Here is a 24,809-nt window from a genome sequence, read left to right as displayed (position 1 = left end):
TTATTCGTTTTTCATAATGCTTGCCGGATTGATGTTGGCAGCCTTGCTGATTTGCCTAATAATAGTCAACAAGGAGATGGCAGTTGTTATGGCTACTGCTACGGCAAACAAGTCGAATGTCAAAGGGGCTTTGTGGGCAAAATCCTGCAAATAGAGGGTAATGGCAATCCATGACAAGGGTATGGATAGCAAAGTGGCGACTCCCATGACCGAGAGATACTTTTTAATGAGTAAGGGGTAAATATCCTTTGTTTGCGCACCGTTCACTTTGCGTAAACCTATCTCACGGTAACGTTGCCGAATATCGAACAAGGATATTGACAATAATCCCAATGAAGAGATGAAAATGGCTATTCCGGCAAAGAGCGTATAAATGTTCACCACTTGACGGTCTTCACGATACATCTTTTGGAGTTCATCTTCTATCAGCGTATATTCAAAGTCGGTTCTTCCCGTAGATTCTTCGTATAAGCGGCGCAGGAAATCAATGACTTTGGCTTTATTCTCGTGCTTATACGAGGCTGTAACAGTATAAATTCCGCCTATGCTTGCATCGTGATAATAGATGACAACCGGTTGGATGGATTGTGAAAGGTGCCGAACATTGAAATCCTTTATGACCCCTACTATCTCGCAAGGTGGATTGTAGAAATCCGGTAAGCTGCTTGAGGCGTAGTGTGGTTCTTCAGGTTGCAGCTTGTCTTTGGTGATGTCTTTTATTCCATAGACTCTTTTAGCGGTTTCGTTGATAATTACCTTGAAACTGTTTTTGGTGAACGCTTCATCTATGGAGTCGTTCCATAGGCGCCCCTCTACAAGTTGAAAATCGTATATTGCCATGGAGTGGGTCGTTAAATGTGCAGATAATGCCGGATGGAAACCGTTTTCGGCTCTGTTGAGCGCAAAACTGTCAAAACGGAAGTCGGTGAACAGCAAGTCGTTTCCTCTGCTCCAATGCTCAAACAGAGTGCTTTCACTCATTCGTTTATTGACCAAAGCATTACTTATATATTGTCTTTTTCCTTCATCCAATCCCTCCTCTTTAGTTGTTTTATATAAGCCCAATTTATCGACATACATCCGGCAAGTTATCACATCGTGCGAGCGGAAACCGAGGTCGGCGCAGAGCATATACTCCAACTGCCGTACAAAGAATAGAGAAACGGTTATTATAAAGATGGTTACGACATATTGAAAACACAGTAATATCATGCGTGACCGTGTGGAAAAGCGTGAAGATGCCAGCTCGCGTATGGAGTTGACGGGTCTGCTACATGTGTATTTCAAGAACGGATAAACAGTAGTCAGCAATGGCAATCCTAAAAGTACGATGGCAGAGACCTTCCGGTCAAAGCCTGAGTCTGTTGTGGTAGGTATATAAAGTTCATGGAAAAAGAAAAACCTGGTTATTTCTATTAAAGCCCAGCAAAGGAGTAATGCCAGTCCCGTCAATAAGATGTTCTCGGCATATATTTGCAGGAAAATGTCTGTCCTGCCTGCACCGAACACTTTTTTCACCCCAAACTCTCTTGACCGCTTGGACATGATGACAGTGTAGATGTTGATGAAGTTCAGCAGCCCTATGATACCTACCAGGAAGGCTACTACCATCAATACCCGGACATAGCTTTGGTTGCCATATTGATAGTTCTTGTTTTCTTTTCCGTGGTCTTTATCGTAATATAAATCTTTCAAAGGCAAATACTGATAGCGTACTGTCTCATAAGTGCTCCATTTGCTGCGGGGGTGTTCTTTTGAATACTTTTTATTCAGCAGTGCAATGTCTGTATCCGGTGCCATCAGCATGGCGTATATAGGGTCGAAAAAAAGGAATTCATCCAGTTCATCCGACATAAATATATCCGGCATCCATGATGTCTTGGTATCGGGGTCGTCCACCACTCCTATAATAGTGAATTTATTCCCTTTTGTGTTTTTGAAAGTAGCGCCTATGGCATTCTTCCCTCCCAGCTTCTTCTTCCAAAAAGAACGGGTGATGACAACATCCCTCGGGCGGACTATTCTTCCGCTTCCGGCAATCACCCTATATGGAAAGATTTTGAAGAAGGTGCTGTCTACGGAAAAAGCGTTCGCTGCAATTTCCTGTTCACCGAACAGAACGGGCATATCCGATATTTGATAAATCACCGTAAATTGTTCTACGGCAGGATCCTTTTCCAATCCCGACCGGTAGCCTCCCAAGAAGTTTTCACCACTGCTGGTAGAGGTTTTTATCAGGCAAATGCGTTTATATTCGGGAAAGCATTGGTTCACTGTATTTTCTTGGTGGATATATCGGGCTACGGTGAGTACGCAAGCCAAACTGCACGCCAGTCCCAATACATTGATAAGGGTGTATGCTTTGAATTTCAGCAATGCATTGATGGCTAAGATTATTTGTCTCATAGTGCGTAGTTTTATTTCATTATCAATTCTTCCGCCTCGCCAAAGGTATCATATCCCGTTGTAATTACCCAATCTCCGGGCTGCAAACCTTCCGTAATCTCGTATTGTTGCGGATTTTGGCGACCGATGCCAAGCGGCACGCGCACGGCTTTTGTCTTTGCGGCGTTCAGTTTGTAAATCCATTGTCCTCCGGTACTCTGGTAGAAGTTGCCGCGCGGAATGACGAGCGCCTCCTCCGGCTGGCCGAGTTCTATCTGTACCCGGAAGCTTTTGCCTACACGTACGTTGTCGGGCATGTCACCGGTGAAGACGAGGTCTACGTCGAACGTGCGGTCTTTGACTTCGGGAACCACTTTCGTGATGCGCAACGGGTATTTTCTTCCCTGATAATTGATGGTGGCAGGCAATCCGGTGATAATGCGGTCGATGTAGTATTCGCTCAGGGAAGTATGCACTTTATATTGGTCCAGCACCTTGATTTCCGCAATGCTTTCACCGGAAGCGACCTGCTGTCCCGGAGTCACCTTGACAAAACTGAGCTGGCCGGCGACGGGAGCTTTCACCACCAGGTTGCCGAGCCGTTCGCAGGCGCGTTCATACTTCTTCCGTTCCCGTTCGCGGTCGTTCCTGATGAGGTCTTTGCGGATGACGGTGACGGCAGAGTCATGACGGAGGCTTTCCCTTTGAAGATGGGCATTTTTCACTTTATAGTTGTATTCGTCCTCGGAAACTTCGAGCTGCGCCTTGCTCTTGATGCCCATGCGGTACTCCTCCTTGTCAAGGGCAAAACTCTTGCGCAGGCGGTTGAGGTCATAATCGGTCTGCAGGGCTTGTTGTTGCAGGTTCAGGCTTTTCTGCTCCATTTCAATTTCTTTTTCGCGGTAGGTGATAAGCTGCTTTTCCCAGTCGTCGCGCTGGTCTTCGATACTGCGCAGCAGGTCGGGGTTTTCCATGACGAGGATGGTATCTCCTTGCCGGAGCAGGCTCCCCTCCTCTCCTATGATGCGTTCCACGCTTCCGGCTTCACGTGCATTGACCTTGATGGTAAGGATGGGCTGAATCACTCCCTCCACATCTACATATTCCATAAATTTGCCGTTCTTGACTTCGGCTATCTGTATGTTGTCCTGCTCGATACGCAGTTTGCTGGGACCCAGCGAAAGGGTGACTACATAAATCAGGAAGGCAAGGAAGGCAACGCCTCCCGCCAGATAGTAGCGGTAACGGATGTACCAGGGTTTCTTTTCAAGTTTTATATCCATAATGCAATATTTTATATACTCTTTTTTTACTTTTCAGATACCCCCTTCAGAAGTACTTCTGAATAAGGGTTCCGAGTTTTACTAAAACTTTACCGGAGATTTAGTAAATCGTCACCGGAGTTTTAGTAAATCTCCGGCCAGTTTTTACTAAAACTATTCCACGATTCTATTACTGTATAGATTCTTCATTAGTAACCCTTTCCAAGTCTTCTGCCAGTGGCCTCTCTTTTTCAAAGTCATATAGCGTGATGCTTCTCAGTGCATAGTACAAACTCCAATAGTTGTACAAAGCCGTTATATAGCTTCTCCGGGCCGTATCTTTTTCCGTGATGGATGCATTGAGGTCGAGTACCGAGGACTTGCCGAGCAGATAGAGTTTTCGGGCTACTTCGGCGCGTCGTTGGGCTGTATGGTCCGTGCGGGCGGCTATGTTTACCCGTTGCGCCTGCAGGTTGAATTGCTTTACGAGTTTCCGTACGTTCAAGTCGAAATCCGTCTTGTCTTGCTCTACCTGCGTGTAGACAAGGTCTCGGTTAGAACGGGCCACGCGTACTTGTCCCCTTCCGCGCCCCCAGTCCAGGATTGGGAGGGTAATGCCCAAGCTGACGTACTGCTGGTCCAGTGGATTCCGGTAGGCATCTTTCAGCTTGTCGGCAGTTTGTGTCAAGCCGAAGCGCAGGTAGATGTCTGCCTTCAGTCCGGCATTGGCCTTGGCGCGCGACACGGCACTCTCGCTTTCCACCTTGCGGCGTAGCATGTTCTGTATCTCCGGACTGTTTTCGTTGGCAAGCATCAGCGCGGCATCCAGGTCGATGTGCAGGTCGGGCACGCGGTTGTCTATTCTCACCTTTATAAGGAGGTCTTCTTGGATGCCGAGGTAGGAACGGAGTTCCTGCATGCAGTTTTCCACTTCGATGCGGGCATTCATGCAGTTGGTTTCTTCGGTCAGTTTGTTGAGTTCGAGCTGCAACATTTCGTTTTCGCTGATGGTGCCGATGTTATATCGTCCTTGCGCATATATATATAAGGTGTCGGCATTGGCGTAGTTGGCGTTGGCTATTTCGTAGTTGCTTTGTGCTTTGGCCAGGTTGAAGAACTTCTCTGTGGCATTGGCGGCAACAAGCTCAAGGGTTTCTACGTAGGTTTTCTTGGCTTCGCGATAACGGATAGGTTCGATGCGCCGGTCCCACTTCAGGCTGTTGTAGCCAAACAAGGACTGGCTGTATCCGATGTTGACGGGTGAAGTCTGCCAGGAATAGGTGTCACTGCTGAAAAGGTCGAGGCGCTGCGCAGCCGTTTCAATGAAAAAGGTTCCTCCGGTCCACGGCACGTTTTGTGTCAGGCTCAGTGTTAGGTCAGTGCTCAGCAGGTTCTGCTCTATGAACTTGACGTTGCCATCGCTTTGGGTCACTTTGTTGATAGCACGGTCCAGATAGGGATTGGAAGTAAGCTTGAGCGTCGGCAGGTAGTTGGCACAGTAGTATTTGTAGTTCCAATAAGCGGAACGGAAGCTATGGCGGGCATTTTGGGCGTCGGGCGACTGCTGGCGGGCCTGCTCGATGGTTTCTTCCAAAGTCAGCTCCAACGTGTGCTCTTGGGCAACGGCACTCGACGTCAGACTGAATGTAATAAGCAATAAAAATATATTCCGGTGCATAGTTGTTTTCTTTACTCTATAAAGTTCAAATTCTATGCCATAAGTATAAGTTGTTGTATTATAAGTGTTTGTTGTGGTTCGAAGCTTTCCAAACGTGTGCAGTTGCGCACAAAAATAGTGCGATAATGCACGCACAACACATGGATATTATACTTATCTTTGCCCGTACAAGAGATGTGGGATTGTGTAGGCCTTGCCTGCACGAAAAGAAAACAGATATGGAGCAGTTTGGTAAAATATTGATTGTAGATGATAACGAGGATGTGCTTTTTGCACTGAACCTTCTTCTCGAACCCTACGCCGAGAAGATAAAGGTGGCGGTGACCCCCGACCGCATCGAGCATTTTATGACCACTTTCCGTCCGGACATTATTCTGCTGGATATGAATTTCAGCCGTGATGCCATCAGTGGTCAGGAAGGTTTCGACAGCTTGAAGCAGATTCTGAGTATCGACCCGCAAGCAGTGGTCATCTTCATGACTGCCTACGCGGATACGGACAAGGCAGTGCGTGCCATCAAAGCGGGGGCTACGGATTTCATTCCCAAGCCGTGGGAGAAGGAAAAATTGTTGGCGACCCTTTCTTCGGGCATGAAGTTGCGCCGTTCGCGCACCGAGATAAATCTGCTGAAAGAGCAGGTGGAAGTACTGAGCAATGCCACAACGGGAGGCTCCGAAGAGATTATTATCGGTGATTCTCCCGTCATGCAGCAAGTTTTCTCTACTGTGGAGAAGTTGCGCGATGCGGATGCCAACATTCTTATATTAGGTGAGAATGGAACTGGAAAGGATGTGATTGCCCGTATGCTTTACCGCAATTCTCCCCGCTATGGAAAGCCGTTTGTCACGATAGACCTCGGCAGTATCCCCGAACAGTTGTTCGAAAGCGAGTTGTTCGGCTACGAGAAAGGCGCCTTCACCGATGCACGGAAAGCGAAAGCTGGACGTATGGAAGTGGCAACCGGCGGTACGCTTTTTCTGGACGAGATAGGTAACCTTTCCCTGCCCATGCAGGCCAAATTGCTGACTGCCATCGAAAAGCGTTGTATCAGTCGTTTGGGAAGTACGCAGGCTACGCCCATTGATGTGCGGCTCATCTGCGCCACCAATGCAGACATCCGTCGGCTGGTGGACGAAGGAGACTTCCGCCAAGACCTGCTGTATCGCATCAACACCATCGAGTTGCATATTCCACCTCTGCGGGAACGCGGAAACGACATCCTCCTGCTGGCAGAGTATTTCCTGCAACGGTATGCCCGCAAATATCAGAAAGAGATGCGCGGGCTGACCCGGGAGGCGAAAAACAAGTTGTTGAAATATGCCTGGCCGGGTAATGTACGTGAGTTGCAGCATACAGTGGAACGTGCTGTCATATTGGGAGACGGTTCTCTGCTTCGTCCGGAGAACTTTATGTTCCAAGCTTCTGTTTCCCGTCAGAAGAAGGAAGAAGAAGTCCTCAACTTGGAGCAATTGGAACGGCAGGCTGTGGAACGTGCCATGCGGCTCAGTGAAGGAAATGTGACCCGTGCCGCCGAATACTTGGGCATTACTCGCTTCGCCTTGTACCGGAAACTTGAAAAACTGGGCTTATGAAACGATATTCATTGATTGTGGCACTGCACATCATCGGCATAGCCTTCCTTTCGGTCGGCGTTTATCTGCTGGTGGATGCCGGACTGTGGTTCAGTGCACTGATGGCTTTTTTGATATTGCTGGCGATTGCCGTTCATCTGTACCGCCTGCAGATGATGCAGGTGCGCATGATGCGCCATCTGGCAGAGAGCCTGCGCTATGACGACATGATGCTGTCGTTCCGTTCTCCCTACAAGAACCGGTCTATGGAGGATATGGTGGACGAGCTTTCCGAAGCGATGAGGAATTTCCGTACCCGCGTGCTGGAACGCAATGAGATGGAAGCGTGGCAAAAGCTGATACGTGTGCTGACGCACGAAATAATGAATTCAATCACTCCCATCATCTCCCTCTCCGAAACCTTGAGCGAGCGGGAAATGTCGGAAAAGAACTATCCCGTCATGCGGCAGGGAATGCAGACTATCCACCGCCGTAGTAAGGGGTTGTTGGAGTTTGTGGAGAATTACCGGAAGCTGACAAGACTTCCCGCCCCCGTCCGTCGTCCGGTTGCCGTCCGCGAGCTGTTGCAGGATTTGCAGAAGCTGTTTTCGGAAGAGTATATCCGGATAGAGCTTCCGGAGACCGACCGCATACTCCAGATAGACCGGACACAGATAGAACAAGTACTGATTAATCTGATTAAAAATGCCAAAGAGGCATGTAGCAGGAAAGAGCATCCCCGGATAGAAGTGAAGATGCTACCCGCCCTCTCGTGGCAATGCCTAATCACTGTCAATGACAATGGTGAAGGCATTCTGCCGGAAGTGCAAGATAAGATTTTTGTACCGTTCTTCACCACCAAGCCTTCCGGTTCGGGCATCGGGCTCAGTTTATGTAAACAAGTGATGAACCGGCATGGAGGGAATATCACGGTGCAGTCTATTGTGGGAAAAGGGAGTTGCTTTACGCTGCTATTTGGATAAGTGGGAAAGAGGGTATATACAAAAATAAGCTACTGAAAAATCAGTAGCTTATTAATTTCTGTCGGGGTAGCGGGAATTTCACTACTGACAATAAGATGCTGACAATCCGTTGCGTATAAAACTGTATAACTGTATATTCTTCTATTATTGTCTATTAGTGTATATCATCATTATTTTCTTTTTCTATTTTTCGCAATTCATGTTCAAGCTCTTCTGGCTGAAGTATTTTCTGGGGATTGCATTCCTTTATCCAACCTTCTATGAACCCTTTATGTGCTCCATGTATAGCTTCAAAAGGAAATCTCATAGTTTTATTAGTATCATATTTAAATAGTACATAACAATTAGAGGTTGGTTCATCCACCTTCTGAATAGATAAAGTTGGGAATGCCTTACGCCATTTCTTTATGAAACTATCAATTTTGTAAACAGAAAATATTTCTATTGTTCTCATTACTTATTTAGTATTTCTAAGTTGTTATCACCAAAAACCAATTTAAGCACTTGGTCTTTCCGATCTTTTTTTAATTTTATCTGAAGAATTGCTTCCAAATCTTCTTCACTCTTACCGTTGAGGGTGTATTTTTGAGGATAAGTGAAAACATCAATAATATCCATATCTAAGTTCGTTGCAAAATTTGAAAGTTGCCATAAACTTAGTTGAACTTCCCCCCCCAGTATTTTGCTAAATTGAGATGGTGATGTTCCTGCAAATTCGGCTGCGACAATTTGGGTTAACCCCCTATCTGCAATGATTTTACGTATCTTTTCAATCACTGGATGTATCGGTGTTTCATTCTTCTTTTTCATAATTTAAAGTTATGAATTGGTTATCAATAAGTTATCTTCTTTTATGAAATAAAATTTCATAATATTCAATTATTGATTTCATATTTTGAAATATTATTTCTATGTTTGCACTGCGTTAATAAATTCGCGCGACTAAGTTGGGGAAACGAAATGCAAAATCAATAGAAAACTTTAATTATTTATCAATTATGGTATTTACAGACTATATGAAGAGCCTGCCTAATCAGCAGCAAGAAACTATTAAGAAATTGGCCGAATTGACTTATTCTACTCCGGCGGCAGTGTATCGTTGGATTAATGGAGAGAACAATCCTCCACTTATTAAGCAGAAAGTTATCGCCGAATATCTCGGCAAGAGTGTAGAAGAATTATTTCCAACAACTAAAAGCTATTAAGATTATGGAACAAAATATTACCATAACGCCCGAAATCAAAGACATGGTCTCTGTACAAGGAATGAATCCGATTCCAAAAGAATTCAATTACTTAATAAATGATATAAAGAGAGCAATACGCAGTGGAAAAAAAAGATATCTGGTAAGTAGCAGACATTTAAAACCTGAATATGAAAGAGCTTTGTTAGATGTTGGGTATAAAATTAGAAAAGGACGTGTAGCAACTCAAATTATATGGTAGCATTTATCTCCAATATTGAATTCTACAACACCCCTGAAGGTGATGTGATGATGAAAGAGTTCGGGCAGCCGGCTGTTGTTCTCAAGGAGGCTGACCGCCCGACTATCGAACACATGCTTACTGTCATCAGAGACAGATATCCGAAAGCACATGCTCGGCTGATGCAGCTCTACTCCAGCAGCACGATGAACCGGTGGCATTATGAATTCCGGGTAGTTCATCGTTTCATCCGATGCAATTTCGGAGAGTATGACCAGTACAATCTTGACATTAACAAGGATGGACGGTTTGTATTCGAGGAGGTCAAATGCCCGTTACGGGGTGAATGTGAACATGAAGGGGTGATATGCAGACCGGAGCTTGATACAGCACTGACCGATCGCGAGATGGATGTATTCCGGCTCATTGCCTCCAGCTGCCAAACTGATGAAATTGCGGCAGAGCTACATATCTCGCCTTGTACGGTTAACCGCCATCGAGAGAATATCAAGGCAAAAATCAAGGTTCGTAATGTGGGTGAGATGATTTCCTACTGGCATCGGAATCAAATGAAATAAGCCCACCGTGAGGTGTGCCATCTGTGTTTAATGTGTATTCTATGGCTGTGGCGGTCTGCGAAGATAGTCCGGCCCCTCATACTACATTCAAATGGTAGCGGTATACTTAAGATTTGCCGCGACTGGGGTTCGATTCCCCTATATGAGACGATGATTTACTAACTTAATAAACAGAATACATGAATAACAACAAAGGTTTTTCCTCCATTTCCACTCCTGACGGACAGTTCAGGATGTGGATTCCACGTCCGACGGCTTCGGGCAGAGTAATATGCAACTGTGGATTTGCACTCAAGAGTCATCTTCCTTTCGTCGATGCCGTTGATGCGCTGGACTACCTGCAGGTAGATGAAGTTCGGCAGATAGACCAGGACTTTAGTATCCTTGCTATTTCATTTCTTAATGCGCCGCATGAGTGTATGCTGAAGATGATAGAAGATATCCCCGAACTTATGGAGCAATACTTGGTAAATACATAAAATCTGAATGCTATGAGATACTTTATAGATAACATCAAGACTTATGCCAATGTCAACAAAAAAGGCAGGGCATTACAGATATACGTGCAACAGTTTGACCGACATCTGATTGCTGACGAATGTTCTTTGGATGCACTGAAGTGTGACATCGAGCATCAGATTAAGGTTATGAATGAGAAATACCCACGCAGCCGTCCGGTTCGGCTCGAGGTATATGAGAATGCCAAGGGTGGACAGTGGACTATTCTTGTGGAGCATGACAGCGACAGCATTGTCTGCATCATATCCTATGAAAAGGTGATGGGCTATTATACCTTGGCAGATAAGATAGATCAATTTGCAAAAATAGGACAGTGATGAGTAATGTGATTGTTTTTTTGTGGATATCACTAATTGTGATAGTGGCAGTCTTGATACTATGTGTCTGGGCAATGCGGAAAGCATCCGGATCTTACCGAATTCTCTTTCTCTTTGATATTATCGTCTTGATGATAAATATTGGGATAATAGGATTTGCAATTGGGTATCTATCTAATATGCGGTAATATGAGAGATTTGAAAATGACAGATTTCCCGACATATCCTTGGGAGACCCTTGACGTGTATCAGGACAACAGTTACTGTTACAATATCCGGCCCGGGCAACATGTCGTTGGAGATTTATTCGACGATTCCAGGACGAAGCTGGTATCATACAATAGTAAATCACATGTGCAGATAATCTGCGTATGCGACCCCTACAAGCCGCCTTTCTATGCGCGTGAATGTATGTATGGTGTATATTCGGCGTGGAAAGATATCGAAGAGGACATCTTTACCTTGGAGTTTATGGGGTATTCTACCAAGCAAAAATTTCCACCTCTATGTACATCACACCATTATTTTTAAGATAATATGAACAATGAATCGTTTGAGAGGGCCAAAACCCTCAAGGAAGAGATTGAAAAGTGTGATTCCCTGCTTGATTCAATCCTAAAAAGCAGCAGGGAATGCTGTGTGTATCGCGATGCCGATAGGGGTACTCGTGACCTTGTTGTTATCCCCCTTCCCAAGTATTGTACCCAGTACATTATAGATGGACTTTACGTGAGAAAGTGCCGGATGGAGCAGGAATTTAAAGAATTATAACAATCTTATGACAAGAATCATGGTTACTAAAACAACATTCAAAAAGAAATTCCCGGACGTTAAGGTGCAGAAGCTGCAGACCAGCGTTGTCTTCAGCAGGCAGCAGGTAGAAGAAACCGTATTGAAGATGTGCGATTCTCTCGGTACCGGACTGCTTTATTACAATTATGCAAACAGATGGATAACCGTTTATACCTCCGAGAAAATGAAAACGGCACTGGACTCAATGAAACCGGGGTCAGAGGTCTTTCACGAACATTATGGTGCCTATGGCAAGGTGATGAGCGATAAGCCTTTTGTCATTTGCGGAGAGTTGTGTATCAGGGTTAACTTCGGGGAACTGCCTGAAAGTGGAACATATAGCTGTGTATGTTTTGTAATGTAAAAAAATAGATATGAACCCAATGGATAGTGAATTACAATGCAAGAGATGTGGGAAGCCGATAAAAGGTGGTTGCTATAATACTCCCGATGGAACTTTTTGTGTCGATTGCTGGGATAAAAAAATCAGCGAGAAAATTAAAAAGGATTATGAGAAACAAGCCTTAAAGAGATTGCAGACTATTGGTATCAGTTTTAAAACTATAAAGAAAGGAACTAAATGAGAACTCCAATCACATATTACGGGGGTAAGCAGCAGCTGGCAGCCAAAATTATTTCTATGATGCCGGCTCACAAAATTTATTGTGAACCTTTTTTTGGTGGAGGTGCTGTTTTTTTTCAAAAGCCCAAAAGCTATCTTGAGGTGATTAATGATAAGAACGATAAACTTATTACGTTCTATCGGCAGGTTGCGACTAATTTTGAGCAACTGGCTGAAAAGATTGACAATAGTCTTTGTTCCGAATCTGACTACTATCTGGCTAAAGATTACTATAACGGAAGAGTTCCGGCCGGAGATACTGATATAGCCTGGGCTGTATTCATAATAACAAACGGTTCTTTTTCCGGAAGTATGCACGGCGGTTGGAAATGGTGTAATGGTTCGGCAGGAAGCCATACCGGTGTGTTCATGCGAAACAAGCGTAGAGAGTTTAATTCCGCATTGAGGAATCGCCTGCAGGATGTGCAAATTTCTTGTCGGGATGCGCTGGATGTAATAAAACAAAGAGATACATCCGATACGTTTTTCTACCTTGACCCACCATATCCAGGATGTACTCAAGGTCATTACCGTGGATATACTCACGAAGAATTGTTCCAGCTGCTTACTCTCCTGCAGGAAATAAAAGGAAAGTTCATTTTATCTAACTTTTGGTGTCAAACACTCCGGTATTTCGTTACTGTGAATAAATGGCATGTAGAAAAGATAGATATGCCTCTCAAGGTCGCCAATCTAACGGAGGCGAAGCATAAAACAGAAATTTTGATAAGTAATTATGAACTGAGCCCAATGCTGTTCGGCTAAAAACAATCAAGTAATGAATAAAAAAGAAAGGTCAATGAAGAAAGGTCAGAAGGTGCGCATCCTGCGTACCAATCAGGTAGCAACAATCGTCGAAGTGGAGTTAATTCGTAAAGGTGGCAAGGTAAATCGATACTGCCATCTGAAGACAGATGAAAAGTCATATTTGTGGTTGGATGCCTCAGAACTGGGGAGTGTGGTGGAGGAAGTGAAGGTCTCGGTAGTTGATGACCGGAACCGGGAATTGCATCTACTCATACGGAATGATTATTTCAAGAACAAGATGGATGTACAGCTTACAGGCAAGAATCCGGATAATCTGAAGGAAGCTTCCGGACTATATGCGAGACTGATGAGCTTGTTCATTGGGAGCCTGAAGGAAACGCGGGAACTGTAGGAGCGGATAACGTCCTTGATGATATGGAAAGCCTATTGAAATATAGAATGGAAAATCTTGATTGGATAGACCGTTTCTTGGAGAAGCTTGGCGTCGACGCTTTTCTTGAGTTTGAGACGAGGGTATATAGTGCCCTCGACAAGCTCAAGGTCATGCATTACTATGATATCGGGGGCTCGGTCATACCGGAGCAGCAGGAACTATTTATCAAATTCTGTTGCTGCTATATCACCGGGCACTCTGAATACGAATTCAATGAAGACTATACACAGATATGGAGGAAAGAAAGCTATGAACAATGGAAGATGGCAACCCGATGAGGACAGATACGTCCGGGAAAATGTCAATAAGAAGACATTGGAACAAATGGCGGAGCATTTGGGAAGATCCGCATTGGCTGTACAGTTATATATGCACCGGAAGCATATTGTAGTGGGACAGACAGTCAAGCGGAATCTGGTGCAGGAGATTCTCCGACTGAAATTCCGGCATCCGGAAAATTTCATGCCCAACCGTGCCTTCTACCAGGAGGTAGGCATCAACCAGATGCGCTGGTGGGATATTTTCTATGGCCGAAAAAATATAAACCAAGAAGAATATATCGCGTTGTCGAAGTATTTCGGCATAACACTGGAGGAGGCATTCGCAGCGCGTCAACTTTGCATATTTGAAGAACAATGATTGATGACGAATTAAAACAGAGAATAAAGGATGCCAACGAGATTACGGACGTGATCGGCCAGTTTGTATCCCTTCACAAGAGAGGTATCAATTATATAGGGATCTGCCCGTTTCATCCGGACCGGCATCCGTCGATGACCGTCAGTCCGTCAAGACAGACATACAGGTGTTTCGTCTGCGGCAAGGGAGGGGATGTTATCCAGTTTGTCCAGGATCATGAGAACATGTCATTCAACGAGGCTGTCACCTGGCTGGCTGGCCGTGCGGGAATCTCTCTCCCTGAACGGGTGATGTCCGACGAGGAAACGGCCAGGGTAAAAGAACGTGAAGCGCAGCGTATAGCGATGAAAGGCGCCGCATTCTTTTTCGAGAAGCATCTTCCGGAGGCGCAACTTTATCTGCATGACAGAGGGTTCAGTCTGGATGACAAGGTCCTGAAGGATTTCAGAATTGGATATGCCCCGGCAGGTAACCTGGCTAAAAAGGAGATGCTTGCAGCCGGATTTTCCGAACAGAAGCTACTTGAAACGGACATTCTGAAGAGAAGCGAGAAGAACTTCACCTTCGACACTTTCAAGGACCGCATCATGTTTCCCTATTTTGATATCAAGGGCAACATAAACGGATATACCGGACGCTGGCTGATCCCGCAGGAAAACACCGGCAAGTACGTCAATACCGGGGACACGCCGTTGTTCAAGAAAGGCACTCACCTTTTCGGTCTGTACCAGGCACGTACTGCCATTGCAAGGTATGATTGTGCGTATATAGTCGAAGGTCAGTTCGATGCCATGTCCATGCACAAGTTCGGTGTCTGCAATACCGTTGCCACCAGCGGAACCGCACTGACTCCGGAACAGATACAGCTGCTTGGCCGGTTCACCCATCGCGTGATACTTGTATATGATGCGGATGCAGCCGGGCTGAAAGCGTCACTGGCCAACTGTGAGGCTTTCTTGCGTGCGGGTTTCCAGGTCAGTGCAGTTCCGCTTCCTGAAGGGAAAGATCCTGATAATATTGCCCAGGAGCAGAAACTTGAAACCGGGAAATGGCTTGCAAACCGGGAACAGAATTTCCTTCAATATTTTGCCATCTCCTTACGAGGCAAGAATCCCGGAACCGACCCAAACAGAGAGGAAGAGGCAATGCAACGGCTTTCAACCCTCATATCTGTCATCCCTTCGGAAACGCTTCTTCTCAAGTGCATAGAGATAATGGCCGGGATTTTCGGCAGCAACACAGAAGTCATCCAGCGGAAAGTGAATTCCATCTTGCGACAGCGGAAGACAGCTTCCATCAAGGAGAAAGACAAGATGGCTCCCGGCATATATGGTATCGATATGATTGCGGAGGCACGTAGCGGAAATGAGCCTTGCATCCTGACATCAGATTATCAAGAATTCCTCACCTTGTATGGAGATGCCCCCATAGCATACGTCCATGGCATTCCTGGAATGAACGACATACAGCAGTTGCGTCAGGCAAGCCAGATGTTCACCTCTGACAGCGATGGTCTTACCATTGCAAAGGACGGTACGGAATCCGGTTACCTTGCCGGATTATCTGCCATTTTCCGTGCCGGGCTCTCCAATATCACCATAACGGTCGAACGGGATGTCCAGGATGATAATGATGAGGAAGGAAGTGACGACGAGGAAAATATGGACGGGGAGGCAAACGATATCATCGAGACTTTCAATTTCGCGAAATTCTATGTATTCCTGCACAAATCTTTTTTTAAGACCTATAATGGCGAGCGTGCTCCCTATATCGAACGTTGTGCTGAAATAATCAGCTACGCGGAAGATTCGGTACGCATCATCAACTTTACCTACTTTCAGAATTGCCTGGGACTGACCAAGCAAGCCTTGAATGAAATACTCAAGCCCTATCTGGCCAAACGCAAATCACGCATGGCCATCAATGCACAACGGACGGACGATGACTATACTGAAGAGAATTATGACCCGGACGAACTTCCCCGTTATGTCCAGGACAATCCGGAATATCTGCAGATGTTCCAGCAATGCAATTACTATCCGAAGTTAAACAAGCAGGGGGAACCGGTATGCTACCTTTTCAAGAATGAGAAGTCCGGCCATACCATGGTCGGTGACTTCTATATGATTCCACTCTTGCATATTTACTCGGACAACGATGAGGAAAACAAACGTGTCCTTAGAATAAACCGCCGTTATTACAAGACACCACTTTACATTGAGGTGAATTCCAAAGTCTTGGCCAAGAAAAGCACTATTGAGGAGAAGCTGATTATGCTGGAAGCAGTCAACTTCACCAATGGTGAAGAGAAACATTGGACTAAAATACGTGAATATATGAGCAGACATTATGTTACTTGCACAGAGGTTTCCACATACGGGAACCAGCAGGAAGACGGTTTTTCCCGACGGGATGACCAACAGTTTTTTGCCTTTGCCAACGGCATCTTCCATGTTGTTGACGGAATACCGAGATTTGATGCGGTAAATGAGCTTGGAGTGGTCACCCACAATGGCAAGAACTATTATCTGCCGGCATTCTCCACCATATATGCCGGTTCCGGCAAGCAGTCCGACAAGTATGAACTTATTTCACAGCTTGTCTATAAGGAAATCCCTATAGACAAACGTTGTACTTTCGACGAATGGGCCTCACTGATGGACCGTGTCTATAAAATCAATGACAACGGGAAATGGGCCATTCTCTTTGCCATCATGTGCGCTTTCCGAAGCAATATACACTGCATAGACCGTTTGTTTACAGCGCCATTCTTTATGGGACCGATGTCATCCGGAAAAACACAGATTGCGATATCCATCCGTTCCCTGTTCATATCTCCGAAAATACCAATTTTCAACCTGAACATCGGTACCGATGCAGCCATGTCCACATTGATGAGCACTTTCCGGGATGTTCCGGTTGTCCTTGATGAATACAACAATAAGGATATATCAGATATAAAGTTCCAGGCACTTAAAGGAATAGTATATGATGGCGATGGAAGACAGAAGCGTAAAGGCACATCCGGCAAGGAGATAGAAAACGACAAGGTGTACGCGCCGGTTATCATTTGCGGCCAGGAAACTCCCCAACGTGATGACAATGCACTCATGTCACGTATTATAGTCTGCGAAGTCCCCAAACCGAAAAACCGGACCAGGGAGGAAGTGGAGCTTTTCAACAAACTCAAGGATATAGAAGATCCGGTCAAAATCGGGTTGTCGAATGTCCTCTTTGAAGTCCTTCAGCTGCGTCCGCTGGTAATGCAGCATTTCCGGGCACTGAAGCAGAAATCCTATGATGAATTGAAGCAGGCACTGGTGAATGCCGGTGAGATTGACCGGCTCATGAAGACTGCATCATTGTTTCTGGCAACATGCAGACTGATTGAGGATTATACAGAGTTGAAAATGCCGTTCACCTATGAGGAGTTTTTTAAAATAGCCTGCGATAAAATCAAATTTCAGGTGGAACTGATTTCCAAGACGGATAAGCTGGCCACATTCTTCAAGGCTATGGATGTGATGATTGATACCAAGGCAATCAGGGAAGGCAGGGACTTCGCCATTGATACACCGGAACGAATCACCATCAAGCTGCCCGGAGGAGAGAAGAAGGAGGTTCCTATTCCTGCAGGAACCCGCGTGTTATTCCTACGCGTCAGTACCATCTATACGCAGTACGCACGTTCTTCTTACAATCAGGAAGACTCAACGCAGTCGACCATCGAGCAGAACCTCCGCTCCCATCCCAGTTACCTGGGCTTTGTCCATGCACGCCGGTTCAATTGGTATGAAGTCGTGGAGGTACCACGCGGCGGTTTCGAGGAAGATACTCCCAATGAAACCGGAATTCCGGTAAAGCTCAACAATGACATGGTGCGTAAAGTTGAGAAGAAGTGTACCAATTCCAGTTGCATAGCTATCAACTACGAAATTTTCAGAGAATTATATAGCATTGATTTACAACGCGGTTCTGAAGAATCCCGTGTTGACGATAATCCCGACAATGACCCTATCGGAGCAATCGGTGCCCCCCAAGAGCTGAAGTTCTGATGTTACATTTTCCTATATCACAAACCAGACATTTATTCCCGGTGGCCGCCCCATCGGGAATAAATGCTTTTTTATATTCTGATTTACGGACATTTCGTTCGGTTTCATCACCCTGGTATATTATGATACTTCCCTACTCCATCCCCCGGACCCCCTGGAATAAAAAGATAAGCAATATAGAGGGAGTTTTGAAAAGAAAATATTTCAAAAGAGGCGTCCAACAGTCCAACAGTCCAACAAGAGAAAGAATTTTAAAATGTAACTCTCTGTTGTATAGTAGTATATATTTTCTATTTAATCATATATATATACTACAATGGCGTTGTCTTGTTGGACGCTGTTGGACGTGTTGGATTGCCATTTTTCAACCATCCAACTGGCTCCGTCCAACAAAAACGGCAAAAAATGCGGCTTGTTGGACGTGTTGGACGTCCTCCAACAGTATTTTCTTTATAGTAAATTTGTATAACTAAATAATAATCAGTAACTTTAATAATGCTGTTGGACTGTAGGACAGTTGGAAGCAAAAATAAACAAAAACGGTTTCAAAAAATTTTTTTAAGGAAATGAGCATGATTACGACGAGTATTTCAATTACACCTTACCTGGCTGAATATCTGCGTGGAAAGTACAACAACGGTGCGGATGAACCTTTCCGTATTCCTGACAATACGGACTTGTACCATGTGATATGGACGCTGATGTCGCGGCGTCATCAGAACCAGTCTCCCATAGATGACGGTAATCTGACTATCATACTCCCGGAGAGGCGTATCGGTAAGGATCCGGAAATATACAACTATCTGTCTCCACGGTCGGCCAAAATCATAGAAACGGAAATACGCAGGATGTTCAACCGGGAACTTCATACGGCAATGGACGAGAACGACCTGAACGGGCATGAGTTGAACAATCTCGATATCGTTCACAATTTCCTATGTGCGTATTGCATAGACAGCATCAGTGAGGATGCGTTGCTGAAGAACTTCTATCGGTGGCGGGAGAACATCCGCAAGCGGAAAAAACGCCGCGAATATAAAAAGAAGTTAAAAAACGGCTAAAAAATCACCGACCGAACTATGCGTTTTGTCCCAAAATGGCGGACAAGATGTCCTATGTATGGCGAACTTGTTGAATTACAAATAAATATCCTAATATGAAAGAACTTTCCATTCAGATTAAAGTCTATCCGGTGAGTAACATGCGCCAGGATGTCTATCGGTTCATGGCCGATGAGTTTGAGTTTACTCCGGTACCGGAATCCTCAGAGGCGGGCCGCTGTTTCAATTGCAATAAAGATATAAGCATAAGCCTTCCTCCATCCGGAGTGATGAAAGACTTCCTGGCAGGCAGGTTCTGCATTGTCGAGTTCACTGACACCAGGCACCGGAGTTTCCGGATCGGGGACAAAAAAATACCCGCCATTGTCTCGATATCGCCCAATCTGAATTCGGCGACTCTGAAAATTGAGTGCAAAATGCTCAGTTCCCCGCTATTGTAGCGTCCTTCACCCCTTTCTGCAGGCTGCCTATCTTCGCTGAAAAGATACGCAATGAACAGAACTTATCTACGCCAGCTTCTTACTTTAAATATACACCGGCTTCTTATCACGGCAGAGGGCTTGTCTTCTGCCATGATAGAGGCTTTTCCATTGGTGTCCGCTGACAGTCTGCAGCCGACATCCTTTTTCTTCAATGAAAATCCCCCCACATATAAGGAGACATCGAAAAAGGCCCTTTCACTTCTTCAGCAGGAAATGAAGGCCCGTTCAGAACTCCAAGGTATAACCGTCACCGATGACTTCTCTTCTGACGAACTTCCTGAAGGCAGTATCGCCTATCACCGTATCTGGGGATTCATCACCTCAGATTGTCAGTGGTATTTCTCCTCCAAGCAGTTCGAACGGGACCTGCTTGCGGCAGAAGCCAATCCGGCCATAACCTGCCATTTCCTGCATGTGAACTCTCCGGGAGGGGAAGCATGGTATATGGACAGACTCAGTGAAACGATGCGCTCACTCGGCAAGCCTGTCATGACATTGGTGGAGCAATGCAACTGTTCGGCCAGCTATTATATAACCTGCCATTCCAAATTCATTGCCGCACTCACGGCCTATGATACCATCGGCTGCATAGGAACCATGATTTCCACTTGTAACTATGACGGATGGTTCGAAAAGATGGGTCTCAAACTCATCCAGGCCAAAGCCACGAAATCAGACCTGAAGAATAAAAAGACGGATGACTTGCTCAGAGGGAAACCGGAACAGTACATCAAAGAAGAACTGGATCCACCCAATGAACAGTTCCTTGCCGCCGTTCTTGCGTCCAGACCGCAACTGGGCAACCTGCCGGAAGACGATCCGGTATTCCGTGGTGAAACGTTCGATACTCCGCATGCCATCGATAAAGGGCTGGTTGACGCCTCCATGACTTTTCCCGAAGCTGTGGCTAAGGCTGTAGAACTCGGTCGCAGCTATATGGAGATTGAGAATATAAAAAGAAGTGCTCTCAACTATTTATAACTTAACTTTTGTTTATCATGAATTTAAAGGAAAGAATTCAGACCGTCCTGCAGAAACTGAATCTGCTGGACAAAGCGAAAGCCAATCAACTGACCCAGGAAGAATGGGGACAGATAGTCAACTCCTATAATCAGGAGTATCAGTCTATCCTTCAGGATGACTTGGCTGCGGACCAGGCGGCGCAACGGCAAACGGTTGCCGTCACCCAGGAACAGATTGACCAGGTACAGTCCATTCTTGGAAGTATCGTCAATCCGGTACAAACCAATTCAACAGCCACGGAAGAGGGAAACGGCGGGAATGGACCGGTGCAGACCATTTCACAGCCAGCCAACGGTGAAGGTCTGGTGCAACTGGCCACTGCTGTGCAGAGCCTGGTTGACAATATGAACAACCGCGCGGAGGATGATATCCCTTCCCGGACAGTGACAGCCGCTTCCATCATGTTCACGGGACCGGCAGACCGTTCCCGGTATCTTTTCGGTATCGAAAACCAGATGTTCTCCATGTCCGAACGTTGGAACAAGATTGCTGTCAATCCGGCCTCCGCTTCTTCTTACGGTCCATGGAATGAAGAGATTGAAGGGGCCGCTTTCCGTCGCCAGGCCGTTACTTTCTCCCGTTCACTGCAGCAGCGTTACGATTATCTGCACAGAAACGGCATGCTTGACGCCAAACGTCTGGCAGCCGGAGAATTCAGTACGAACTACGAAGGGGTGGATACAGCCGGTGTGGGCAACCAGTATGTGGTCCTGCGTCAGGACTATTTGATTGCCCGTGTACTCTCAGTCCGCGACCTCACGCAGTATTTTCCCGTCCGCTATGGAATTCAAGACCATGACCTCGTGTTCAATGCCTTCTTCTCCGAAGTTTCCCAAGCTTACCAGCAGGGTGAAATCTGGAAGGGTGACATGAAGCTTGAGAACGAGATGGGTCATGTGGATGATGCGATGATCAAGCTCAAGTTCGGTCCGATGAAAGAACTGGAGCGCATGTACATCGCTTATCTGAACAAGGAAGGCTCCGATCCTATCAAGTGGAACATGATCGAGTTCTGCATCCTGAACTCATTGGAAACTGCGCAGGTGGAGCAGAACAAACGCCGTATGCGGGGGATCTATGTCAAGCCGGAAACGGGTGTTGCAGGCAATTACTTGAACGCGTCGACCGGAATCATATACACGCTGGTCCGCTACATGCATGAGTTTAAGATTCTTCCCCATGACGATGAGTCCTATCGCAGCTACACGGCTTCCAACATGTTGGATTCCGTTCAGGAGTTTGTCGGCGATGTGGTGGCTTCCTGCACGGAAGACATGGACCTTGACCGCCACGTCCTCTATCTGAATAAAACCCATTTGCCCTGGTGGATTAAGAATGTCCGCGCCAAATATGGAAAGGACATTGATTTTTCCGGTCCGGACAGTTACCGCAATGTGGTACCTGACACGAATATGCGTATCATCTGGTTGCCTTACCTCGGCCAGCTTCCCCTCATGTTCATGGATATTCCGGGCAACCTCCAGTTCCTGGAATTCGTACCGGGAGAGATGCTCTCCATCAAGGTGAAAGAGGACATGGAACTGGTAAAGGCATGGTCCACCTGGAAAGAAGGTACCGCCGCTTCGTTCACCGGCCGCCGTTTTGACAGCCTGGAAAAACTGAAGGCCAACAATTACGAATGGCAGCAGATCTTCATGAACAAACCTGCCGTCGATATGGCAGCGGACGCGACCACTGTCGATGCTTCAAAGGGATTCTGGCAGATAACAGCGGCCAACACTGCCGCCAAAGCCATTACGGACATTACGGGAGCCAAAGCCGGTGTAGCCTACATCATTGAATGTGGCAGCACAGAGAATGCCACTACCATCGCCAAGTCGGACAAGTTCGCCGATATTACGGAAGCTTATACTCCTACCAAAGAGGGTGACTATATCATGATAATCCTGAACAGCAAGGGGAACTTCCTGGAACTGGAACGTCAGGTAGGCGGTGTACGCAAGGTGAACGCTGCACTCCAGCCCAACATTCCTGGAGTCAGATAATTGGTTGTCTATAAGAACAGATTGTTTTCAGGTAGCGCGGGGCGGGTCCACTTAAGCCCGCTCCGTTTTTTATAACTTAAAAATTAAAATTGTATGAAAGCAAAAAGAATTTCAAATCCTTTCCGTAAAGGGAACCAGGCCGCCCGTAAGATGCAGGTCCGGTTTTTCCTTTCGCTGATGGTGCTTCTGGCACTCGTGTTTATTCTTGACATGGTCATGTCTCCCGGTTCTGTGCTGGGAATTTACGGATTTTCCGGTACCACACTGGCCGCCATGATGGTCATCGGTGACGTGGACGATGTATCCGACCGTAAGACGCATGGCTCAAACATCGCCTATAAGATTTATTTGGTGGATATCGACCAGGTAAATTCCGATGTGCCCTTTCCGCTTCCTAACCAGCAACGAGAGATAAGCACCATCCCGATGAAAGCCGGACAATACATGAAGTACTTTGCGGCGCACGATATTCCCACCTACACTTCAACCGGTGAGAAAGGTGACATTACCACCAGCGGTACCAACACTTTTGTTGCCGTCATGGGCGGCATGCGTGACCAGCTGCTCGATTTCATTGAACAGCATGCCGGAGGCAAGTTCATCATCCTTTTCAAGGAAGTGGGCGATGCGCAGTGGTACATCCTCGGCAACTATGACCGTCCGATGGTACTCTCCTCCTTCGAGTCCAAAAATGACAAGGACGGGCGTTATGTAACCTATACCTTCACACGTACAAGCATTGACCAGTACTACAAGTATACGGGCGATATTGTCCGTGCTCCGGCAGCGGCTCACACGGCTGGCGCAACGGCACTTGCCATTAAATCCACCAACAACCGTTATACCATCCCCGATGGCAGTGAAGGCACATACGCCATTTCCACTGTCAGCGGATTGACAGCCAATGATAAGGGACGTTACATCACACTTGAGGGTACCGGTACCGACAAGGCGGCCACCATTGCCGACGGCAACAGCTTTGTGCTTGAGGACGGCGCCACCTGGACAGCCAAAGCGGGTTCTTCCATCACCTTCATGGTGCTTGATGCCTCTACACTTGTCGAGGTATCCGGCAGCCGTGTGCAGACAGCTTAGTAAAAAACACCTCTTACAAGTCAGCAGAATTCCCTTATAGGCAGCGTGTTGGCTTGTAAGACTTAAATCTGTATGTTATGTATAGTTTCAAAGAAAAGAAGACACATTTCGTGGCTCTCCGGAATCCGGATGTGGCACAATATGACCTTGAGTTACTGGCTAAAGAAGTTCCTGGATTTCCGCAGCTTGCCACATTCTCACGCAATCCCAAACGTTATGCCGATGATATCCTTTATGCACTGTTAGATTGTGCTACACGTGAGAAGATACGTGAGTATCGCCGGGCTATGATCGCAAAAGAGGCTGAAGATGCCGGAGAAAAGAAAACAAAAGGTCCTGCTACGAAAAAAACGGCCGAAAAAAAACAGCAAATGCCCGAAGGGGAAACAACACATACTGAAGAGACCGGTCCACATGATGACGTGGAAAAGCCTGAAGCAGCTCCGGCAGACAACTCGGCAGAAGAGTTGAAACAAGCGCTTGAGGAAGCGGAAGCCCGTGCTGAAGAAGCCGAACAGCGTGCCGATGAAGCGGAGGAAGCCAGGGATGAAGCGGAAGCCCGTGCCCAGGAGACTGAGCAGGCTCTGGAAGAAGAGAAAAAAAAAGAGCCGGCCAAAGAAACTCCGGAAAAGTCCAAAAACAAGAGGAATACCCGCAAATCGACTGGGACAACCTCTTCGACCCGCAAGTCCAAATAGCCACACTCATCTACAACGACCGTGTGGTCACTTGGAAACAGATGAAGCAGCTCGACGAAAGTCTGGAAAGAAAACCGCAGAAGCGTGACATCATGGACATGGTGGAACTGCGTATCCGTAATCTCCAGGCATTCGATGAGCTGCAATCGTTCAACGACACTGGGAAGTTCCTCTACATTCATCCGCTCATAGCCCACCAGTCAGAGAGAGCACAACTGGAGAAGCTGCTGCAGACGGACCCGCAGGAGTTCCTGCGCCTGCATAAGAACGTGACGGACAATATCCGCAGATACGAGTGTTACCTGAAACGCGCTGACAGGCAAAACAAGCGCACCCAAGACAAGGAGAATCTCCGACGTCACCGTGAACGGGAATCACTGTTCAAAACAATATTGCAAAAATTCAATTCGAAGTAAA

At 46.3% G+C, this 24,809-nt stretch carries 26 protein-coding genes; 21 read left to right on the top strand and 5 right to left on the bottom strand.

Annotated elements, in window-relative coordinates; all coding sequences use genetic code 11:
• From DW800_RS05425 to DW800_RS05415, 3 genes are all read right to left on the bottom strand, one after another.
• Complete coding sequence (locus DW800_RS05425; protein WP_117703305.1) at positions 1-2,406, bottom strand: ABC transporter permease; 2,406 nt, start codon at positions 2,404-2,406, stop codon at positions 1-3.
• A gap of 11 nt (positions 2,407-2,417) precedes the next feature.
• On the bottom strand, positions 2,418-3,668 hold the full coding sequence (locus tag DW800_RS05420) for an efflux RND transporter periplasmic adaptor subunit (protein ID WP_005837154.1): 1,251 nt from the start codon (positions 3,666-3,668) through the stop codon (positions 2,418-2,420).
• Positions 3,669-3,837: 169 nt separating this feature from the next.
• Entirely contained in the window at positions 3,838-5,325 is a 1,488-nt protein-coding gene (locus DW800_RS05415) for a TolC family protein (protein ID WP_008664553.1), read from the bottom strand.
• A 218-nt stretch (positions 5,326-5,543) separates the two neighbouring features.
• Here DW800_RS05415 and DW800_RS05410 point away from each other — a divergent pair, with 218 nt between their 5' ends.
• Entirely contained in the window at positions 5,544-6,917 is a 1,374-nt protein-coding gene (locus tag DW800_RS05410) for a sigma-54-dependent transcriptional regulator (protein ID WP_034532868.1), read from the top strand.
• Positions 6,914-7,879: a sensor histidine kinase gene (locus tag DW800_RS05405; protein WP_117703306.1), complete on the top strand. Its 966-nt coding sequence runs from the start codon at positions 6,914-6,916 to the stop codon at positions 7,877-7,879. The genes DW800_RS05410 and DW800_RS05405 overlap by 4 nt, the downstream gene beginning before the upstream one ends.
• A 154-nt stretch (positions 7,880-8,033) precedes the next feature.
• Here DW800_RS05405 and DW800_RS05400 read toward each other — a convergent pair whose 3' ends face one another.
• Together DW800_RS05400 and DW800_RS05395 are read right to left on the bottom strand one after the other, a co-directional pair.
• Entirely contained in the window at positions 8,034-8,333 is a 300-nt protein-coding gene (locus tag DW800_RS05400; protein WP_117599702.1) for a hypothetical protein, read from the bottom strand.
• Positions 8,333-8,689: a helix-turn-helix domain-containing protein gene (locus DW800_RS05395; protein WP_240056309.1), complete on the bottom strand. Its 357-nt coding sequence runs from the start codon at positions 8,687-8,689 to the stop codon at positions 8,333-8,335. Before DW800_RS05395 ends, DW800_RS05400 begins: the two co-directional genes overlap by 1 nt.
• A 188-nt stretch (positions 8,690-8,877) precedes the next feature.
• Here DW800_RS05395 and DW800_RS05390 point away from each other — a divergent pair, with 188 nt between their 5' ends.
• The 19 genes from DW800_RS05390 to DW800_RS05290 all read left to right on the top strand — a co-directional run bounded on the left by DW800_RS05390 (position 8,878) and on the right by DW800_RS05290 (position 24,808).
• Positions 8,878-9,084 carry a helix-turn-helix domain-containing protein gene (locus tag DW800_RS05390; RefSeq protein WP_119957885.1) on the top strand — a complete coding sequence of 69 codons (207 nt, stop codon included), beginning with the start codon at positions 8,878-8,880 and terminating at the stop codon, positions 9,082-9,084.
• A gap of 4 nt (positions 9,085-9,088) precedes the next feature.
• Positions 9,089-9,325: a hypothetical protein gene (locus DW800_RS05385; RefSeq protein ID WP_119957884.1), complete on the top strand. Its 237-nt coding sequence runs from the start codon at positions 9,089-9,091 to the stop codon at positions 9,323-9,325.
• The gene (locus tag DW800_RS05380) at positions 9,319-9,882 is read left to right on the top strand and encodes a response regulator transcription factor (protein WP_119957883.1); all 564 of its coding nucleotides are present in this window, start codon (positions 9,319-9,321) and stop codon (positions 9,880-9,882) included. Before DW800_RS05385 ends, DW800_RS05380 begins: the two co-directional genes overlap by 7 nt.
• 179 nt (positions 9,883-10,061) lie before the next feature.
• Positions 10,062-10,361 (top strand): hypothetical protein, encoded by a 300-nt coding sequence (locus tag DW800_RS05375; protein WP_117599699.1) that lies wholly within the window; start codon positions 10,062-10,064, stop codon positions 10,359-10,361.
• A 12-nt stretch (positions 10,362-10,373) separates the two neighbouring features.
• Entirely contained in the window at positions 10,374-10,718 is a 345-nt protein-coding gene (locus DW800_RS05370; RefSeq protein ID WP_117599698.1) for a hypothetical protein, read from the top strand.
• 189 nt (positions 10,719-10,907) lie between these two features.
• Positions 10,908-11,249: a hypothetical protein gene (locus DW800_RS19525; RefSeq protein ID WP_133303829.1), complete on the top strand. Its 342-nt coding sequence runs from the start codon at positions 10,908-10,910 to the stop codon at positions 11,247-11,249.
• Between the two features lie 247 nt (positions 11,250-11,496).
• Positions 11,497-11,874: a hypothetical protein gene (locus DW800_RS05355; protein ID WP_133303828.1), complete on the top strand. Its 378-nt coding sequence runs from the start codon at positions 11,497-11,499 to the stop codon at positions 11,872-11,874.
• A gap of 10 nt (positions 11,875-11,884) precedes the next feature.
• Positions 11,885-12,094 carry a hypothetical protein gene (locus DW800_RS05350; RefSeq protein WP_119957880.1) on the top strand — a complete coding sequence of 70 codons (210 nt, stop codon included), beginning with the start codon at positions 11,885-11,887 and terminating at the stop codon, positions 12,092-12,094.
• Entirely contained in the window at positions 12,091-12,897 is an 807-nt protein-coding gene (locus DW800_RS05345; protein WP_119957879.1) for a DNA adenine methylase, read from the top strand. The genes DW800_RS05350 and DW800_RS05345 overlap by 4 nt, the downstream gene beginning before the upstream one ends.
• A 34-nt stretch (positions 12,898-12,931) precedes the next feature.
• Complete coding sequence (locus DW800_RS05340; protein ID WP_119957878.1) at positions 12,932-13,291, top strand: hypothetical protein; 360 nt, start codon at positions 12,932-12,934, stop codon at positions 13,289-13,291.
• Between the two features lie 47 nt (positions 13,292-13,338).
• Entirely contained in the window at positions 13,339-13,611 is a 273-nt protein-coding gene (locus DW800_RS05335) for a hypothetical protein (RefSeq protein ID WP_119957877.1), read from the top strand.
• On the top strand, positions 13,547-13,972 hold the full coding sequence (locus DW800_RS05330; protein ID WP_233534024.1) for an XRE family transcriptional regulator: 426 nt from the start codon (positions 13,547-13,549) through the stop codon (positions 13,970-13,972). The genes DW800_RS05335 and DW800_RS05330 overlap by 65 nt, the downstream gene beginning before the upstream one ends.
• Positions 13,969-18,027, top strand: a complete 4,059-nt coding sequence (dnaG, locus tag DW800_RS05325; RefSeq protein ID WP_119957876.1) for a DNA primase — start codon at positions 13,969-13,971, stop codon at positions 18,025-18,027. Before DW800_RS05330 ends, dnaG begins: the two co-directional genes overlap by 4 nt.
• Before the next feature lie 572 nt (positions 18,028-18,599).
• Positions 18,600-19,088 carry a hypothetical protein gene (locus DW800_RS05320; protein WP_119957919.1) on the top strand — a complete coding sequence of 163 codons (489 nt, stop codon included), beginning with the start codon at positions 18,600-18,602 and terminating at the stop codon, positions 19,086-19,088.
• Positions 19,089-19,579: 491 nt separating this feature from the next.
• Complete coding sequence (locus DW800_RS05310) at positions 19,580-20,551, top strand: S49 family peptidase (RefSeq protein WP_119957875.1); 972 nt, start codon at positions 19,580-19,582, stop codon at positions 20,549-20,551.
• Between the two features lie 17 nt (positions 20,552-20,568).
• Positions 20,569-22,599: a hypothetical protein gene (locus tag DW800_RS05305; RefSeq protein ID WP_119957918.1), complete on the top strand. Its 2,031-nt coding sequence runs from the start codon at positions 20,569-20,571 to the stop codon at positions 22,597-22,599.
• A gap of 93 nt (positions 22,600-22,692) precedes the next feature.
• Positions 22,693-23,694: a hypothetical protein gene (locus DW800_RS05300; protein ID WP_117599686.1), complete on the top strand. Its 1,002-nt coding sequence runs from the start codon at positions 22,693-22,695 to the stop codon at positions 23,692-23,694.
• Positions 23,695-23,771: 77 nt separating this feature from the next.
• A complete protein-coding gene (locus tag DW800_RS05295; RefSeq protein WP_119957874.1) occupies positions 23,772-24,392 on the top strand; it encodes a hypothetical protein in 621 nt (206 codons plus the stop codon).
• 41 nt (positions 24,393-24,433) lie between these two features.
• On the top strand, positions 24,434-24,808 hold the full coding sequence (locus DW800_RS05290; RefSeq protein ID WP_119957873.1) for a hypothetical protein: 375 nt from the start codon (positions 24,434-24,436) through the stop codon (positions 24,806-24,808).
• Position 24,809: the final 1 nt, after the last annotated feature.

Source organism: Bacteroides sp. AM32-11AC (assembly GCF_003603515.1).
Taxonomy (GTDB): domain Bacteria; phylum Bacteroidota; class Bacteroidia; order Bacteroidales; family Bacteroidaceae; genus Bacteroides; species Bacteroides uniformis.
The sequence above is the reverse complement of the archived record's forward strand: the minus strand, read 5'-3'. Positions and strand labels throughout refer to the sequence as shown.

Bases quoted from the DNA above. Each gene is read 5' to 3' on its own strand.
- DW800_RS05420 (WP_005837154.1), bottom strand. From the start codon at position 3,668: ATGGATATAAAACTTGAAAAGAAACCCTGGTACATCCGTTACCGCTAC.
- DW800_RS05295 (WP_119957874.1), top strand. From the start codon at position 23,772: ATGTATAGTTTCAAAGAAAAGAAGACACATTTCGTGGCTCTCCGGAAT.
- DW800_RS19525 (WP_133303829.1), top strand. From the start codon at position 10,908: ATGAGAGATTTGAAAATGACAGATTTCCCGACATATCCTTGGGAGACC.
- DW800_RS05300 (WP_117599686.1), top strand. From the start codon at position 22,693: ATGAAAGCAAAAAGAATTTCAAATCCTTTCCGTAAAGGGAACCAGGCC.
- DW800_RS05355 (WP_133303828.1), top strand. From the start codon at position 11,497: ATGACAAGAATCATGGTTACTAAAACAACATTCAAAAAGAAATTCCCG.
- DW800_RS05340 (WP_119957878.1), top strand. From the start codon at position 12,932: ATGAAGAAAGGTCAGAAGGTGCGCATCCTGCGTACCAATCAGGTAGCA.
- DW800_RS05310 (WP_119957875.1), top strand. From the start codon at position 19,580: ATGAACAGAACTTATCTACGCCAGCTTCTTACTTTAAATATACACCGG.
- DW800_RS05370 (WP_117599698.1), top strand. From the start codon at position 10,374: ATGAGATACTTTATAGATAACATCAAGACTTATGCCAATGTCAACAAA.
- DW800_RS05400 (WP_117599702.1), bottom strand. From the start codon at position 8,333: ATGAGAACAATAGAAATATTTTCTGTTTACAAAATTGATAGTTTCATA.
- DW800_RS05375 (WP_117599699.1), top strand. From the start codon at position 10,062: ATGAATAACAACAAAGGTTTTTCCTCCATTTCCACTCCTGACGGACAG.
- DW800_RS05320 (WP_119957919.1), top strand. From the start codon at position 18,600: ATGATTACGACGAGTATTTCAATTACACCTTACCTGGCTGAATATCTG.
- DW800_RS05350 (WP_119957880.1), top strand. From the start codon at position 11,885: ATGAACCCAATGGATAGTGAATTACAATGCAAGAGATGTGGGAAGCCG.
- DW800_RS05290 (WP_119957873.1), top strand. From the start codon at position 24,434: ATGAAGCAGCTCGACGAAAGTCTGGAAAGAAAACCGCAGAAGCGTGAC.
- DW800_RS05410 (WP_034532868.1), top strand. From the start codon at position 5,544: ATGGAGCAGTTTGGTAAAATATTGATTGTAGATGATAACGAGGATGTG.
- DW800_RS05415 (WP_008664553.1), bottom strand. From the start codon at position 5,325: ATGCACCGGAATATATTTTTATTGCTTATTACATTCAGTCTGACGTCG.
- DW800_RS05390 (WP_119957885.1), top strand. From the start codon at position 8,878: ATGGTATTTACAGACTATATGAAGAGCCTGCCTAATCAGCAGCAAGAA.
- dnaG (WP_119957876.1), top strand. From the start codon at position 13,969: ATGATTGATGACGAATTAAAACAGAGAATAAAGGATGCCAACGAGATT.
- DW800_RS05405 (WP_117703306.1), top strand. From the start codon at position 6,914: ATGAAACGATATTCATTGATTGTGGCACTGCACATCATCGGCATAGCC.
- DW800_RS05425 (WP_117703305.1), bottom strand. From the start codon at position 2,406: ATGAGACAAATAATCTTAGCCATCAATGCATTGCTGAAATTCAAAGCA.
- DW800_RS05385 (WP_119957884.1), top strand. From the start codon at position 9,089: ATGGAACAAAATATTACCATAACGCCCGAAATCAAAGACATGGTCTCT.
- DW800_RS05345 (WP_119957879.1), top strand. From the start codon at position 12,091: ATGAGAACTCCAATCACATATTACGGGGGTAAGCAGCAGCTGGCAGCC.
- DW800_RS05330 (WP_233534024.1), top strand. From the start codon at position 13,547: ATGAAGACTATACACAGATATGGAGGAAAGAAAGCTATGAACAATGGA.
- DW800_RS05395 (WP_240056309.1), bottom strand. From the start codon at position 8,689: ATGAAAAAGAAGAATGAAACACCGATACATCCAGTGATTGAAAAGATA.
- DW800_RS05305 (WP_119957918.1), top strand. From the start codon at position 20,569: ATGAATTTAAAGGAAAGAATTCAGACCGTCCTGCAGAAACTGAATCTG.
- DW800_RS05380 (WP_119957883.1), top strand. From the start codon at position 9,319: ATGGTAGCATTTATCTCCAATATTGAATTCTACAACACCCCTGAAGGT.
- DW800_RS05335 (WP_119957877.1), top strand. From the start codon at position 13,339: ATGGAAAATCTTGATTGGATAGACCGTTTCTTGGAGAAGCTTGGCGTC.